Source organism: Pseudoalteromonas sp. T1lg65, assembly GCF_051930985.1.
Lineage (GTDB): Bacteria > Pseudomonadota > Gammaproteobacteria > Enterobacterales > Alteromonadaceae > Pseudoalteromonas.
The window spans coordinates 3,737,439-3,753,250 of record NZ_CP196837.1 but is presented as its reverse complement, the minus strand read 5'-3'; the positions used below and the strand labels follow the sequence as shown (position 1 = coordinate 3,753,250).

The 15,812-nt window shown below is 44.6% G+C and carries 10 protein-coding genes; 1 reads left to right on the top strand and 9 read right to left on the bottom strand.

Going from position 1 to position 15,812, the window contains the following annotated elements:
- Positions 1–135: 135 nt before the first annotated feature.
- The 5 genes from ACSLBF_RS16710 to ACSLBF_RS16690 form a co-directional block, all read right to left on the bottom strand.
- A complete protein-coding gene (locus tag ACSLBF_RS16710; RefSeq protein ID WP_440054465.1) occupies positions 136–2,571 on the bottom strand; it encodes an ABC transporter permease in 2,436 nt (811 codons plus the stop codon).
- Between the two features lie 8 nt (positions 2,572–2,579).
- On the bottom strand, positions 2,580–3,308 hold the full coding sequence (locus tag ACSLBF_RS16705; RefSeq protein ID WP_440054464.1) for an ABC transporter ATP-binding protein: 729 nt from the start codon (positions 3,306–3,308) through the stop codon (positions 2,580–2,582).
- Between the two features lie 13 nt (positions 3,309–3,321).
- Positions 3,322–4,566: an HlyD family secretion protein gene (locus ACSLBF_RS16700; RefSeq protein WP_440054463.1), complete on the bottom strand. Its 1,245-nt coding sequence runs from the start codon at positions 4,564–4,566 to the stop codon at positions 3,322–3,324.
- A gap of 168 nt (positions 4,567–4,734) precedes the next feature.
- Positions 4,735–6,024, bottom strand: a complete 1,290-nt coding sequence (locus tag ACSLBF_RS16695; RefSeq protein WP_440054462.1) for a sensor histidine kinase — start codon at positions 6,022–6,024, stop codon at positions 4,735–4,737.
- Complete coding sequence (locus ACSLBF_RS16690) at positions 6,011–7,351, bottom strand: sigma-54-dependent transcriptional regulator (RefSeq protein ID WP_440054461.1); 1,341 nt, start codon at positions 7,349–7,351, stop codon at positions 6,011–6,013. The genes ACSLBF_RS16695 and ACSLBF_RS16690 overlap by 14 nt, the downstream gene beginning before the upstream one ends.
- 288 nt (positions 7,352–7,639) lie before the next feature.
- Between ACSLBF_RS16690 and typA the strand changes: the two genes are divergently transcribed.
- Entirely contained in the window at positions 7,640–9,460 is a 1,821-nt protein-coding gene (typA, locus tag ACSLBF_RS16685; protein ID WP_440054460.1) for a translational GTPase TypA, read from the top strand.
- Positions 9,461–9,535: 75 nt separating this feature from the next.
- Here typA and ACSLBF_RS16680 read toward each other — a convergent pair whose 3' ends face one another.
- From ACSLBF_RS16680 to uvrD, 4 genes are read right to left on the bottom strand one after another with little or no spacing between them, the layout of a single operon-like run.
- The gene (locus ACSLBF_RS16680) at positions 9,536–10,384 is read right to left on the bottom strand and encodes a chemotaxis protein CheW (RefSeq protein WP_440054459.1); all 849 of its coding nucleotides are present in this window, start codon (positions 10,382–10,384) and stop codon (positions 9,536–9,538) included.
- Positions 10,385–10,428: 44 nt separating this feature from the next.
- A complete protein-coding gene (locus tag ACSLBF_RS16675) occupies positions 10,429–11,526 on the bottom strand; it encodes an ABC transporter substrate-binding protein (protein ID WP_440054458.1) in 1,098 nt (365 codons plus the stop codon).
- Positions 11,507–13,660: a GNAT family N-acetyltransferase gene (locus ACSLBF_RS16670; RefSeq protein WP_440054457.1), complete on the bottom strand. Its 2,154-nt coding sequence runs from the start codon at positions 13,658–13,660 to the stop codon at positions 11,507–11,509. Before ACSLBF_RS16670 ends, ACSLBF_RS16675 begins: the two co-directional genes overlap by 20 nt.
- Positions 13,563–15,728, bottom strand: coding sequence for a DNA helicase II (gene uvrD, locus ACSLBF_RS16665; RefSeq protein ID WP_440054456.1), 2,166 nt, complete (start codon positions 15,726–15,728; stop codon positions 13,563–13,565). Before uvrD ends, ACSLBF_RS16670 begins: the two co-directional genes overlap by 98 nt.
- Positions 15,729–15,812 lie beyond the last annotated feature (84 nt).

Below are 15,812 nucleotides of genomic sequence, written 5' to 3'. Positions count from 1 at the left end.
CCGTTGTGGTGCACCAAAATGATCCGCAAATGCACAGTCTTGGTGCGGCCTGAGTATAGTGTAAATTATTTAATTTCCCAGTCGAATTGTCGTTTAAAGCCTCTGAGGAGTTCTAGCACTCAGAGGCTTGAATTTTTAGGCGTCTTTTAACGCATAAATGGCAGGTGAGTTTATGACTCGCCTTAATGAAAAATAGCTTGCGATAAAAACCAGTAGGAGGATAGCCAGCGTTGGCAAGGCGTAGTGGAACCACTCAATGGTGAATGCAAAGCTACTATTGCCGAGCAAAAACTGACCGCTGATCAGTGCTGTTAAAGCTAGTAATACGCCAACGAATACGGGTTTTAGATTATCGACTAATACCAACGACAAGATCCGTATAGGTGTTGCCCCAAGCGACTGTCTTATTCCCAGTTCAGTGCGTCTTACCGCTACATTGTAGACTAACACGCCATAAATCCCGATGAATGCCAAACTTGTCGCTATCAGCGATAATGCGACAGAAAGCCCGCTCGTTGTTCTGTCGTGTTTGGTATGTGCTGCAAAGATGCCATCGGTGGTGTTGAAGTTATAAACCTTGATTTGGTTGTGTACTTTGCTCATCCAAGTATTCAGCTTAGTGCGGTCGAGCTGCTGGCCTGGTTGCATTTCAATAAGAATAAACGGATAGCCTGTAGGTATTGCAGGGAAATATACTCGGCCCACATCGTCCACGTGCGGTAAATTCAAATCTTCAACAATACCTATAATGGTATGGCCAGTATCGTCAGAAGGTGAGAATAGTTGGTCTCCTAGCACCTGCTCATCTTGGCGCATTTGTCTGGCAAGCTGTCTTGAGATCACTAAGACCCTGCTGTCATCATTCACCTCTTGGGCGTTAAAGAAACGACCGCTGACTAGGGTTAAGCCAAGCGTTTTGAAGTACTCCTCAGTGCCAATATTACTCAACACTTTATAACTGGTTGCGTCTTCTTCAGGGCCTTGTTTGATTAAATTGGCCTCGAAGCCATCAACCCAATAGGAAATAGGCGGATAGCCACCAATACCGACCTCTTTAACCGTTGGCTTTGCCCTTAAGGTATCCAGCAGAGTATGAAGCAAAACGAGACGTTCGCTCTTAGGTATATTGAGTAAATCTCCTAAATTTAAAGCAACTTGGTAGGTATTGTCATGCTTGAGCCCTGAGGGTTGAGTTAATATTTTCCAGCTAGATTGAAGCAGCGTGCTGCATATTGTGAGTAGACAAACACATAACGTCACTTGCAGTGTGATAAAAAATGAGCGTGTACGCTGAGATACTTGTGCTCCCGTGCCTTTACCACTGTGCTGTAGCACTTGATTTAACGCGCGGTAATTAAGTAACCGGCTTATCCACAGCGCTAATAACAGATTCAATAGTAAGGCCGCCATAGCGACAAATATAACGGTCAGAGGTGAAATATGTAGCTCACCCAAGCGTGGTAATTGGCCCAGACTACCACTCTTTAGTAAGTAGAAAATAGCCGTAACCATGCCGAGAGATAGTATTGCCGCGGCAACGAATAAGCATAATAACTCGATAAAGATTTGTTTAAATAAATCAAAAGGCTGTGCGCCTAATGAGACATGAATAGCCATGGTCCGTTGTCGATTTACGGCTCTGGAGATCACCAAGTTGCCAATATTTGATAGCGCAATAAGCAACAACACCGCACTTCCTAAGAACATCATCAATGACGTTTGCTTAGACTTACCAATGATACGGTCGTAGTAACTAATTAAATGGACTTTTAAATAATTGTCTTTAAATGCTTGATTATTATGAAGTTGCTCACGTAATCGGGGTGTTAGCCAGCTTTCTAACGCCAACTGGGTTTCATTGCGCGAAGCTGTATCGGTTAACTTCATCACTAAGTGAGCTTGGCCTGAAGAAAAATCCCAGGTGGGAGCGCGGGCATCGTTGAAGTCATAGCTTATCCACACATCGGTGTACCAACCCGGTGTCGCTAATACCGGCTCCTGAAAATCGCGGGCTAATACACCAATGATTTGAAAAGTAACACCTTTGAACATCAGAGTTTTATCAATCACGTTAGGGTCGGAGTTGAAAAACTGTTGCCACACTTTGTAGCTGAGAATGCTGACCGGAACGTTTTGATGTAGTCCCTCATCGTTATTCATATGACGGCCCAAATGCAGTGGAGCGTTGATCATGGTTAAAAATTCGGGGGTCACAGCGCCAGTATTAAAGGTGGGATTGGAGGGCAATGACTGTTCAACATCGATACTAATATTGTGCAGTGCTTTGTTCTCAACGCCTTGCTGGAACTGCTCATAGGCTTCGACAATGCCTTGATAGGGAAGCCAATTATTATACCTTTTTTGTTGCGCATCATATCTGTCTCCGCGCACTAGCACCAGCTGTTCGGCATCTGGATATGGTAATGGTTTAATCAGTAATTGAACATTTAAGCTCAGCATGGCGATAAAGGTGCCCAGCGTGATCGCAAGGGTAAAGATAATAGTTAAGCTGTAGCCTTTGACCTTGGCTAAGTTATAAAGCGCCTGCTGCAGATCTTGTTTAAGATACATATTACCCCCTAAATCTGGCCGGCGTATAAAACGTGTGAGTCCAATTCTGGCCTTTCAGCACTGATGATTTTGCCATCGAGGAGGTGTAGCTTTCGCGTTGCCATATCCGCATAACGAGGATCATGAGTCACCATACAGACCGTTGTCCCCTGTTGATTTAACTCCCTAAGAATCTCCATAACCGCATCGCCATTTCTGGAGTCTAAATTACCGGTAGGCTCGTCGACGAGTAACAAGCTAGGACTACCAATCAACGCTCGCGCAATGGCAACACGTTGCTGTTGTCCCCCTGACAGCTGGTTTGGCCTATGTTTGGCGCGGTGTCCCATGTCCACTAGACTGAGAACATGACTGACCTGTTGGACAATATCTTGGGCAGTGTGGCCGGTTTTGCTGTAACGCAGCGGCAGAGCGACATTGTCATACACGGTGAGCTCATCAATCAGATTGAAGGATTGAAAAATAAAGCCAATTTTTTGGTTTCTTACTAAGGCTGCTTGGCTGAGAGATAGTGAACTGACCTCGTTGCCATCGATTTGGTATTGTCCAGATGTAGGCAAATCAAGTAGGCCCATGATGGATAATAACGTTGACTTACCGCATCCAGAAGGGCCACAAATGGAGATAAATTCCCCCTCATGAATGGTTAAATCCACGCCGCGCAATGCATGGGTTTCCATTTCATCGGTACTGTATATTTTGGTGATGTTCTGCATCTTGAGTACGACGTTATTCATTATTTTTCCTTAGTTATTGTTCTATGCGGATGGCGCTAGCCTGACGATACAGAGACATATCCGATAGGATAAGCTGATCAGCGACCTTGGCTCCACTGACTATTTGAATAAATTGATCATTTTCTTCACCAAACTGTATTTGCTTAGCTTCAGCACGGGAGGAAGAAGTGTAAGTAAAAATGGGGTGTGTACTGAAGGAGGTGACGTTGACCGGGCGTTTGGTATACAGCACGTTTTCAAGGTGTTGAATCTGTATTTCAGCCATTACGTTAAGCTCCGCACGGGCCGAACTAGGTACACCATGAGTAAAGCTCAACTCGACTTCTACGGTGCCATTTTGCACCTGAGGTGTAATGCGGGAGACGGTCGCCGGTACTCTTTCTCTGCGCGTGTCGATCATTGCAGGTTGCCCAATTTGTAACTGATCCACTTTACTTTGTGGGATCCGGATCAAAGCTTGTAAATCTTCACTGCTGCCGACTTGTGCGAGTTCAGCCCCGCGTCTCACACTTTGTCCCAAGTTAACCGATAGTTGCTGCAACACGCCTTGGATACCAGCTTTTACTGTCAGTTGTTGATATCTGTGCTGTACACGAGACAGCTGTGACAATGCTTGATTGAGCTGTTCGGTCGCAATAGTGACGTCTTCTTGATGTAGCTGTTTCAGCTGCGCTATACGTTTATGTTGTAGAGCAACTTGGGTTGCTAGTTGTTCTTCTCTTAATTGCGCGGTTTTGACATCCACTTCTGCAAGTACACCTTGTTGATGTAGTTTTTGTTGTGCTTTGCGCTGAAATACGAGGGTTTGATGTTCGCTGTTTAGCCCAGCAAGTACAGCCTCCTCGGCCAATAGTTCACGTTTGTTAGCCAAGTTGAGACGTTTTACTGCGGAACGCTGTTGAGTAACCACCATTTCTTGGGCAGTAACCTGTTCGGCCAAGTCTGGATCTTGCAATTTGAGGATCACTGAGTCCGGGCTGACCTGTGCGCCGGGACGTAACAAGATCTCGCTAACAATGGCATTACTTTGTGCCGTGAGTAAGGTCTGCTTACTTGAGCGAAGTACCCCATAACCCATTACAGAAACGTCGAGGTCACCTTGTTGTACTTGGCCTATTACCAGCTCATCTTGAGCCAATACTACCGAGCTGTCGTTAACGCCAACTCGCCATATTCCAAGTATGATCAGCACGACAATAACGATAAGAAAAAGTGGTTTGAAATTTTTGGTCTGTGATGGGGATTTACTGATATCCAAAATATAGCCCTGAGTAGGTTTGCGATACCATCTACAGAGCAATCGGTGTACCAATTTCAACTATATGAAATAAAAGAATTATTTTGTTTTTAATCGGAAGTAAGGTCCGATTTCGGACCACTAAGATGTAAAATCGGACCTGTTGAAAGAATAGTAGGCCCTTACATGTTAGTCATTTGCAACGCAGCTGAGCGGTAACGTAATGTGTGCACAAGCACCGGATTGTTGTAATTGGTTTTTCAGACTTAAATCACCTTGCATTTGTTCCACTAAGTGTTGGCATAGGACTAGCCCAATTCCTTGCCCCTTAGCTTTGGTCGAATAGAATGGCACAAACAGATTATTTGGGTTGAGGATACCTTGGCCATTGTCGATGACATAAATATGTAGGTGTTGCGCATCTGTTTTAAATGACAGCCAGATCTCGCTTGCCATTGCTTCGATAGCGTTTTTTATTAAGTTTATTAATATTTGGTTGAGTAAAGTGGGATCAATATATAGCGTTAACGCCAGTCCCTCGGCGTGAATGGTCGTATTATCAAATAATCGATTGAGTGAATTATAGATTTCTTGACTTGATACCCGTTCATAGCTGGTTGTAATTGTTTGTTTAAGTTGTGCAAAGCGTTCAACGAAGCTTTGTAAATGCGCGCTACGTTCGACAATGACTTGCAGGGCCTCTTGTTGTCTTTGGTTGTCTATATGAGTTACCAAGCTCTGAGCTAGGGCCGATATTGGCGTTAATGAGTTACGGATCTCATGATTTAACACTCTGGTCATTTGCTGCCATGCCAGTTGTTCTCGTTCTCTAAGTGCCGTGTGAATATCAATACAGATCAACAATAGATGTTTTTTACCTTGATCGAAAAATTCACTATGTCGTATCTGCCAGCGTTTAGCCTTTTGTGGATCAGTCAATTGCCAGCTGTGTATATGTTCAAAGCCTAACCGCGTCGCAGAGCTAAACCTAACGGTTTGCCAAGGCTGCCCGAGTAGCTCTACGCAGGCAGGGTTGCCATGACTCAGTTGCTGGCGATGATCAAAAATGAGAATTGGCGTGTTGAGATGCTGGATGAGGCGATAGAGTAAAAAGGACTGTTCGTCTACTTGCTCTTTTTGTTGCTGCAACTGCTCACACAGTGAGAATAGCGCCTGTTGTAGTCGGGCTGACTGTCCACTTGAGTAGAAAGACTTGTGACGAAGACTGTAATCACAACTGCTGATAGCTTCGACTTGCTTTGTGGCGCGAAGCATAAGTCGTTGATGATTTTTTGTTAATTTGTAGGCGACGGTAACAACCGCGAAGCCCCAAATACCAGCTAGCGCGAATAACATGGTGAGTGAGAGCGTGAGTAACTCAAGCACGACCGCCGACACTAATAACGTGACGGGCAGCAAAGCTAGGCAAAGCAAATGCCAGCCGAGTTGCCGTTCAAATGAGTGGCTAAAGTAACGCATACTTCTCGAGGCGCCGGTATAAAGATTGTTTGGTTATTCCCAAGCGGTTGGCAGCTTGAGCCTTGTTGTTGCTACAGGCGTGTAGTGTATTTTTAATATGCTGTTTCTCGATGTCAGCAAGCGTCATATCGCTGCTATAGTGGCTCTGCGGTTGTAGTTGTGTGGTGTCGAGATTAATGTCTGTTGCAGAAATAACCTGATTTTGACTGAGTAGTACGGCGCGTTCTAATACATGATTCAATTCGCGGCTATTACCGGGCCAATGGTAGTCTAAGAGCAGTGCCGTAGCACCTTGGCTGAGCGTGTATTGCGGTTTACTGTAGCGTCGACAGTGATTGGCAATAAATAGCTCTGCTTGCGGTAGAATATCTTCAGTTCGATCACGTAAAGGTGGAATAGTAAAAGTCAGTGTATTGAGGCGAAAGAACAGGTCCTGACGAAAACCCCCTGCGCGGATTAACTGGGCAAAGTCTGCGTTGGATGCACTGATGATTCTGGCATTCGAAGATTGAGTTTTGTTGTCACCGATGGCTTCAAATTCTCCGCTCTCAAGCACCCTTAACAATTTCGCTTGTTGAGTCAGTGGCAAGCTAGCAAGTTCATCGAGAAATAAAGTGCCATGTTGAGCTTGTTCAAAACGGCCAATGCGTGCCTCTTTGGCATCGGTAAACGCGCCTTTTTTGTGACCAAATAGTTCACTTTCGAATAATGATTCAGGAATAGCAGCCATATTCGTAGCGACAAAGGGCCCTTGTGCAGCAGTCGACTGCTGGTGGACCCAATAGGCCAACTGACTTTTGCCAGTGCCATTTTCGCCAAGCAGTAAAATATTCGCATCACTTTTGGCAACGGCTTGAAGTTGGTTGATGATGGCTTGCATCGCAGGGCTTTGCCAAATGAGCTGTTCAGCAGAGGCTGGCGTGCTTGTCTTGACTTGTTTAGTTAATTGATTGACTTGTAGCTGCTGCACTATGACTTGTCGTAATCTTTGGTTGTCCCATGGTTTTTCAACAAAATCATTGGCTCCCAGTTGCATTGCAGTGACGACCAATTCGGTATTTGACCACGCCGTCATAGCAACCACAGGTATAGTGGCTGCGTGCTGTTGTTTCCAACGTAAAAATCTCAACCCTTCTTCACCAGAAGTAGAATCAAGGGTAAAGTTCATATCTAACAAAATCAAATCGGCATGCTGGTGTTGTAACCATTGTTGAGCCTGTTGAGGGTTATCAACTTCTACCGCATCAAAACCAAAGTCTTGCAGTACAAAATGTGCTGCTAGTCGAACCTCTCGATTGTCTTCAACAATGAGAATCTTAGCTGTCATCGCTTTTACATCTTCCTGAATTATTATTGTTATTTAACATTGCACTATAAATCTCCATGCAGGTACAGACAATGCTATTTGCTGGTTATGCTAGACTAAATAGCAGCCTTAAAGTAGGTAAATTGTTCTGCACAGGTAAAAAATAATGCTGCATAAACTTTCATCTACCGCGTTATTAGGGGATAATACGCCACTTTTAAATCCTAGCGGTCTATTATATGGGCTGTTTTGCACAATTAGGTGCACAGGATTAACCCACTCTTTCGAGTAATTATCTGAGTTATAGACATGAGCATTGAAAAATTACGTAATATCGCGATTATCGCCCACGTAGACCACGGTAAGACCACCCTAGTTGATAAGTTGCTTGAGCAATCAGGCACACTAGAGACACGCGGCGGTAATGAAGAGCGTGTAATGGATTCAAACGATATCGAGAAAGAGCGCGGTATTACCATCCTAGCAAAAAATACCGCAATCAAATGGAATGACTACCGTATCAACATCGTAGACACTCCAGGACACGCCGATTTCGGTGGTGAAGTTGAACGTGTTCTTTCAATGGTTGACTCAGTATTACTACTAGTTGATGCGCAAGAAGGTCCAATGCCACAAACGCGTTTCGTAACGCAAAAGGCATTTGCTTTAGGTCTTAAGCCTATCGTCGTTATTAACAAAATCGACAAGCCTGGTGCGCGTCCTGATTGGGTAATGGATCAAGTATTTGATCTATTCGACAACCTAGGTGCAACTGATGAACAGTTAGACTTCCAAGTTATTTACGCGTCAGCTATTAATGGTTGGGCAACTCTGGATTTAGACGAGCCGTCAGATAACATGCAACCAATGTTTGAAGCGATTGTTGAGCAAGTAGCACAGCCTGATGCGGATCCAGCGGGCGCATTCCAAATGCAAATCTCGCAGCTTGATTACAACTCATATATCGGTGTTATCGGTGTAGGCCGTATCAAGCGTGGTACTGTGAAAGTTAACCAACAAGTAACGGTTGTTGGCGCTGATGGCAGCAAACGTAATGGTAAAGTAGGCCAAGTATTGACTTATTTAGGCCTAGATCGTCATGAAGCACAAGAAGCGGAAGCGGGCGACATCATCGCTATTACTGGTTTAGGTGAGCTGAAAATTTCAGACACGGTTTGTGATGTAAACAATGTAGAAGCATTACCAGCGCTTTCTGTAGATGAGCCAACTGTGACCATGACGTTCTCAGTGAACACCTCGCCTTTTGCTGGTCAAGAAGGTAAATACGTCACTTCACGTAATATTCTTGAGCGTTTGGAAGCTGAACTTGTACACAACGTAGCGTTACGTGTTGAAGAAACAGACAACCCAGATAGCTTCCGTGTATCGGGTCGTGGTGAATTACACCTAGGTATCCTAATTGAAAACATGCGTCGTGAAGGTTACGAGCTTGCAGTTTCTCGTCCAGAAGTAATTTTACGTGAAGTTGATGGTCAGTTAGAAGAACCGTATGAGACAGTAACGGTTGACGTACAAGAAGAGCACCAAGGTTCTATCATGGAGCAACTAGGTCTTCGTAAAGCTGAAATGACGGACATGTCTCCAGATGGCAAAGGCCGTATTCGTATGGACTTTATGATGCCTTCACGTGGTTTGATAGGTTTCCAAACTGACTTTATGACGCTGACTTCTGGTTCTGGTTTGATGTACCACACGTTTGATCATTATGGCCCGCATAAAGGTGGTAACATCGGTCAACGTAAGAACGGTGTATTGATCGCCAATGCGACGGGTAAAGCACTGACTAACGCACTATTTAACCTACAAGACCGTGGTAAGCTGTTTATCGGTCACGGTGTTGAAGTGTACGAAGGTATGGTGATCGGTATTCACAGCCGTGACAACGACTTAACTGTAAACGCGTTGAAAGGTAAGCAGTTAACCAACGTTCGTGCATCAGGTACTGACGAAGCGCAAACACTTGTGCCACCAATCAAGATGACACTTGAACAAGCGCTAGAGTTTATCGATGATGATGAGCTGGTAGAAGTGACACCAGAGAGCATCCGTATTCGTAAGAAGTTATTGACTGAAAGTGAGCGTAAGCGCGCTAGCCGTCAAGCTAAGTAATTTACGCTTAGTTCTTATACTAGAAACGCCGCATTATATTGCGGCGTTTTTTTATGTCTCTAGTGCACTATCCGCCTAGAATAAACCATAAGCTTCGGTTTCTTCTGGTTCATAGTCCTGCAAATGAGTTGGGCGGAAGATTGCGCTGGGGTCAATGACTAAACTATGCTTTTTGCCTAACTTAATCAGTCCTTTCATTAGCTGCTTGGTTTGTTTATCTACTTCAAAGCCAATATCGGTCACTTCTGACAATGATTTAATATCGCTCTCTTCACAATGAATATTGTCTTCAACGCGGTCGACCAACAACCCTATGTAAGGTGTTTGTCCATTTTGTGTGGTAAACACAATAATCGGCTTGTGATCCAAAATTATTTGCTCTTTGGTTGCCTCGAAGAGTCGCATTAACTTGTTGTAAGTCGTATTTTTTTCTTTTTCAAACTGGATGATTGCTTCTTGTTTTTTATCTTTGGCACATAAAGTAAGCAATTTGTCGGCCAGCCCATGCAAACGGGTATGGGGTTCTTCAAACCGCGCAAGTAACGCTTTTAAATCTTCATTTTCGGTCTTAAAACTGTAATACCATTGACCAAACTTACACTGTTTTGGATCTTTGGTTTTTTCAAATGGGGCACCGTGATAAATGCTTTTCTCTAGCGCCGTCAACCACTCCTTGTGGTCTTGTTCTCGTTCAGAAAGTAAGTTTATAAGCGCTTGGTTTTCTTCATTAGACGAGTGCTTATTAAGAATTATACTGAGATCGAAGATTGGCGTTGGTTTGCCCATGTAATCTTTGATCCCCAAAAAGCTCGGGTTGTCATTAGGCAATGAAGTTAAATCATCGTCAAAGCGTTCAGTCAGAAGAATGTCGAGAATTTGTAGTGAAATAGTTTTTTTGCCGACTCGAAAATTGATCAGGTCCATATCATCTCCCCATGCCTTGAATCTTGTCTAAGCATAGAACAAGATTAGAAATATGAGCGATAAACCGGCAATTTATTCTGCTCGGGTTTGAGCATAAAAACAGAACGGACTTGTTGATTTGTATCGAGTACCTTGGTGAGTGCATTAAGCACACAGGCATTTTCTATTGGGGGTTGGCACATGGATAGCGCTTGCGTTAAAACATAGGCATTTAGGTACCCCTCAAATACTTGCTCATTGATGGCGATACCTTGTTGTTTTGCCAGCCTTCTGAAATCTTGACAGATAACGGCGCTACAGCGGCTGGGATCTGGGACCACCTCTGTCACCATGAGTTGTACAGTGGGTTGAGTAATGCGTTTGAATAGCTCTTTTGAAGAAGCAAACGAGACGGTCGTATACGCTAAATCGTGACCCGTTTGTGTACTGTTGTTGATAAACGTTGCCAGTGGTTCATAGGTTCCCACCATCGCAATAGCCTTGATCCCTGAGCCTTCTAGTTGGCTCAGTGCTTTGTCAAGATCGGCTGTATTGCGACGAAACCGAGTGATCACTGTGGGTTGTAGGTTTCTGAGTTTTAACGCAAGGGTAAGGCTTTTTTCGACGGTTAGCCCGAATTCATCTGCTTGAATTAACAATCCTATTTTGTTGATATTTTTCTCATCAACTAAGTACTTGATGGTTTCTTCTGCTTCGTCTGCGTAGCTTGCTCGCAGGTTAAATACATTGAAATTAAACGATTGATGGAGAAAGTCTGCACCAGTATAAGGCATCAGTAATGGTATTTTAGACGCTTCTAAAAGCGGCTTAATTGCAAAAGTAGTGGGTGTGCCCATGGTGCCGAACAAAGCGTTGACCCGTTCTTGGTAAATAAAATACCGTGTGTTTGCCACAGCTCTATTTGGTTCGTAACCATCATCTTTTACCAGCAACTCAATACTGGTATCTGATTTTTTAAGGCCTTGGTTAAATTCAGTAAAGTGCAACATTGCACCGGCTGTCAGCTGTTGTCCGATCTCTTTTGCCGGTCCAGAAAGCGCGGTAGACATACCAAGCTTGAATTTAGGTTGGGCAACACAATAAGCACAGTTTAACAGCAACAAAATGCCAGTAAGTAATTGACTAGCGTTGAATTTGATCATTGATTTTTCGCAATGCGTTCCTAAGCTCATTAGTGAGGCTTTTTTTCCCCGATAGTTTCAATTCTTCGAGTACTTTAGTTGGCTTGTGTTGCTGTAATATTAGTCTAATTATTAATGATTTGGAAAGGCTGGATAAATTAGTAACGACGCTTGGCTTGATTTGGATCAGTCGCAATAACTGAGGAGCGAGTTGATGCTCTGAAGCCTGTACCTTTTCTAAATGCGCTACGCGCTCAAGTAAGGGCTTTGGGATAGGCTGATCTTCCAAAGCGCATAGTAAGGCTTCTACGTCTGAAATTGAAAGCGATTGATATAGTCCGGCAAGGTGGTAACACAAACTGAGTTTAAATTCTTCATTAAGCTCGGTTGGAAAGGGAGCGTTCTTAACCATTAAAAGCGCATACTCGCCGCTGGCTTTGTCTTTTTTAAAGCCTAGCTTAACAGCTTGATAGCCAACTCCTGACCAGAAGTTGGCCAGTGTCGCAGTTAAACCAAAACTAGTACCGAAGTAATCGACTTCGCTGGCGAGCTGCTGTTCTGAAAAGTGAACAAGTTCCTTACCTATGCCTTGATGTTGCCTTGATGGATGAACCGCGATACGCACAATCCGAGCAGCTGACTTGCTCAATAACGTAGACTCTCCCAAAGTTGTGGCTAGTTGCTGTACTAGCATGTGTCCGCTGGGTCTGCGCTTTCCTGCAATGATGGCTGCTGCCATTGCGGGGTCAATATTACCTTCTAGATGGATGACGCAGACCGCTACCAAAACACGACCTTGTAATGCTACAAAAATACGGTTATTGGGTGCATCGAGTAGCTGTCGTAAGTCGTTAACACTGGTTTGATAGTGAGCGAGTACAAGTAACGAAAAAACTTGCTCAAGCAGCACCTCGTTTTCCACTAAATGCTGCTGTGAAATAGCGACATATTGAATGGGTTCGCTGGTTGACGCTAAGCTTTCCTGATGCTGACTATCGAGTATTAACAGCTGGTTTATCTGCCGCTCTAGCGGATCATGTTGCGCGTATCTAATTGGGGCATCAAGATGAAACTCTGCAAACTCAGAGTAGTGAGCCTCCAGATAGCGCTTAAACCTCAGGGTATAGCCTCTGCCATTACCTTCATAACCCACTAAAGTGCTGGAAAAAACGCAAGGATAACCAAGTTGGCATATTGCGGTGAGTAGCGGGACTGGCAAAGTGGCGGCTTCATCCACCAGAATAATATCGACTTCAGTCAATGCCTCGTGACTGAGCGCTAGTAAAGCATCTGGCGCAATATATTCAAGGTTCAACAGACGCTTTTGTTTACCGTCATACTGATGGTTAGATAATTGCGCTCGCATTCTAAAAGCACTAGTTAACGCATGATAGTGACGACTGCAGATCAAGACTCTTTTTTGCGGATGTTTAGCTGCTAACATACCTAGCAAACTACTCTTTCCACGGCCACGGTTAGCACTGAGCAAAATAGGAGTTGGTGGCTGCTGAAGCAGTTTTGCGCTGATTTTTTCCAGCACGGCTTGTTGTTGAGCGTTACCTAACGCAGGTGCTAGAGTTTGGTAATACTTAGGAAGTTGCCATCCTGAGCGCTCACTACACAGCCAGGGCGGAGTGCTTTGCCACAGACTTCGCCAACGCGCTAAAAAATGACTTCGGGTAGCGTTTGCGCCGTAGCAGCACCAAGTTTTGATTGCAGGATCAACCCAGGTGTCTAGTTGTTCAACTTCTGGTAGTAATAGTATCAGCAAGCCACCCGCTTTTACTGTGCCACTCGCTGCGGCAAACTTGTTGGGAATAATCCCGCTGAAACCGTCGTACACAACTAAGTCAAACTCTTGGCCTAAAATTTGGTGTAAATGTTCAGGCCAGCAAGCCTGTTCAAGCAGCTCACAGTGCTGACTTAACACCAACGAACTGCACTGTGTATGTTCAAACAATTGCTTGAATTGCCCACAGACCCAAGAATGTGATCCCGTAAATAACAGCAGCTGACGATGCTTCGCGTTATAAAGCTGTGCTAGAAGCGCGTTAAGTTCAGAGTGATTGCAATCGAGCATAGGCGGTGACGAGCCATTTACTGCCAACATCATCAAAATTAACTTGAATACGTGATTGTGCACCACTGCCTTCATAATTTAGTACCGTACCGGCACCGAATTTGGCGTGTAGTACGCGTTGCCCCAAATTAAAACCACTGTCTTCAAATGCTGCATGCGTAATCGATGCGCTGAATCGGCCGCTATTCATTGGTCGGGACACCTGAGTTTTGATGCGGATCTCTTCAGTGCAGTCTTCAGGTAGCTCACGTAAAAAGCGCGATGGACTGTGGTGTTTTTCTTGGCCATACAGGCGACGGCTTTCAGCATGGCAAATATACAGTTTTTCCATAGCGCGGGTCATACCAACATAGCAAAGGCGACGTTCTTCTTCCAAGCGCCCGGATTCTTCATGGCTTTGTTGTGACGGGAACATCCCTTCTTCAACACCCACCATGAACACTAGCGGAAACTCGAGGCCTTTAGCTGAGTGCAAGGTCATCATTTGCACAGCATCTTCGTGTTCATCAGCTTGGCCTTCACCAGCCTCTAGAGAGGTATAGGCTAAAAATCCCTGCAATGGCGAGGAAAAGTCTTCATCAATCGGCAGCTCGTACTGGCCACAGGCGTTAATTAGTTCTTCTAAGTTTTCGACTCGCGCGCGGCCTTTTTCACCTTTTTCTGCCTGATACATGGCAAGGAGACCCGATTGCTCGATAGTGGTTTTAGCTTGTTGCTCAAGTTCTAATTCTGCGAGTTTATCATCGAGAGACTCTACAAGTTCAACAAACTTAGTCACTGCGGTTGCGGCACGACCAGCTAAATGTTTTTGTGCCAGAATGGTTTTGGCGGCATCCCATAGCGACATTGAATTATGACGTGCGCAGTCGCGAATATGGCTTAACGTTTTATCACCAATGCCTCTTGCTGGCGTGTTTATCACGCGTTCAAAAGCGGCGTCATCATTGCGGTTACTGACAATACGTAAGTACGCAAGTGCGTCTTTGATCTCTTGGCGTTCGAAAAAGCGCATACCGCCATAAATACGGTATTTTATACTTTCTTGCAGTAAAGCTTCTTCTAATACCCGCGATTGCGCATTATTACGATAAAGTACAGCGGTGTCACTGAGTGCATTCCCCGCTTGCAGCCAAGTTTTGATTTTACCGACGACAAAGCGTGCCTCATCTAGTTCATTGAAAGCGGCATAGATTGAAATCGGCTCGCCTTGATTACCATCGGTCCAAAGGCTTTTTCCCATGCGCTCTGCATTGTTCTCAATTAAAGCATTTGATGCTTTGAGTATGGTTGCAGTCGAACGGTAGTTTTGTTCTAGGCGGATCGTTTGCGCTTCGAAGTCAGTTAAGAAGCGTTTGATATTTTCAATTTTTGCACCTCGCCAACCGTAAATACTCTGGTCATCGTCGCCGACAATCATAATGTCATTGTCGCCGCCAGCTAGCAGTTTTAGCCACATATATTGGATGCTATTGGTGTCTTGGAATTCGTCGACTAGCATGTGTCTAAAACGTTGCTGATAATGTCTTAACAAGGTGGGTTGTTGCTTCAATACTTCGTAGCAGCGCAGCAAAATTTCAGCGAAATCGACTAATCCGGCTCTGTCACAAGCGTCTTGGTAAGCTTGATAAACACGCAGCATTAATTGTTCGTTGACATCAAAAGCTTGAATATCTTTTGGTCTTAGACCTTCATCTTTTCGGGCATTGATATACCAGCATAGCTGCTTGGGAGGCCATTTTTTCTCATCAATATTCATAGCCTTAAGCAATCGACGGATCATACGTTGCTGGTCATCAGAGTCTAGGATTTGGAAGGCTTCCGGCAAATTGGCTTCACGATGGTGTGCGCGCAGTAGACGATGGGCTAACCCGTGGAAAGTACCAATCCACATGCCACCAACTGAGGCTTCTAATGTTGACTCTACGCGGGCACGCATCTCTTTTGCGGCTTTGTTAGTAAAAGTCACGGCAAAAATGCTGTAAGGCGAAGCCTGTTCTACTTGCATTAACCAAGCAATACGATGGACTAACACTCGGGTTTTGCCCGATCCTGCGCCTGCTAATACCAGCATATTCTGGATAGGAGCTGCTACAGCCTCTCGTTGCTTGTCGTTTAAGCCATCAAGTAGTTCAGATACGTCCATTACATCGCCCAATAGTGCAAATAGCAGCAGTATACCGAGTCACTCACGTAAATCCCAGCAACAACCTCAGATAACAAGGCATCC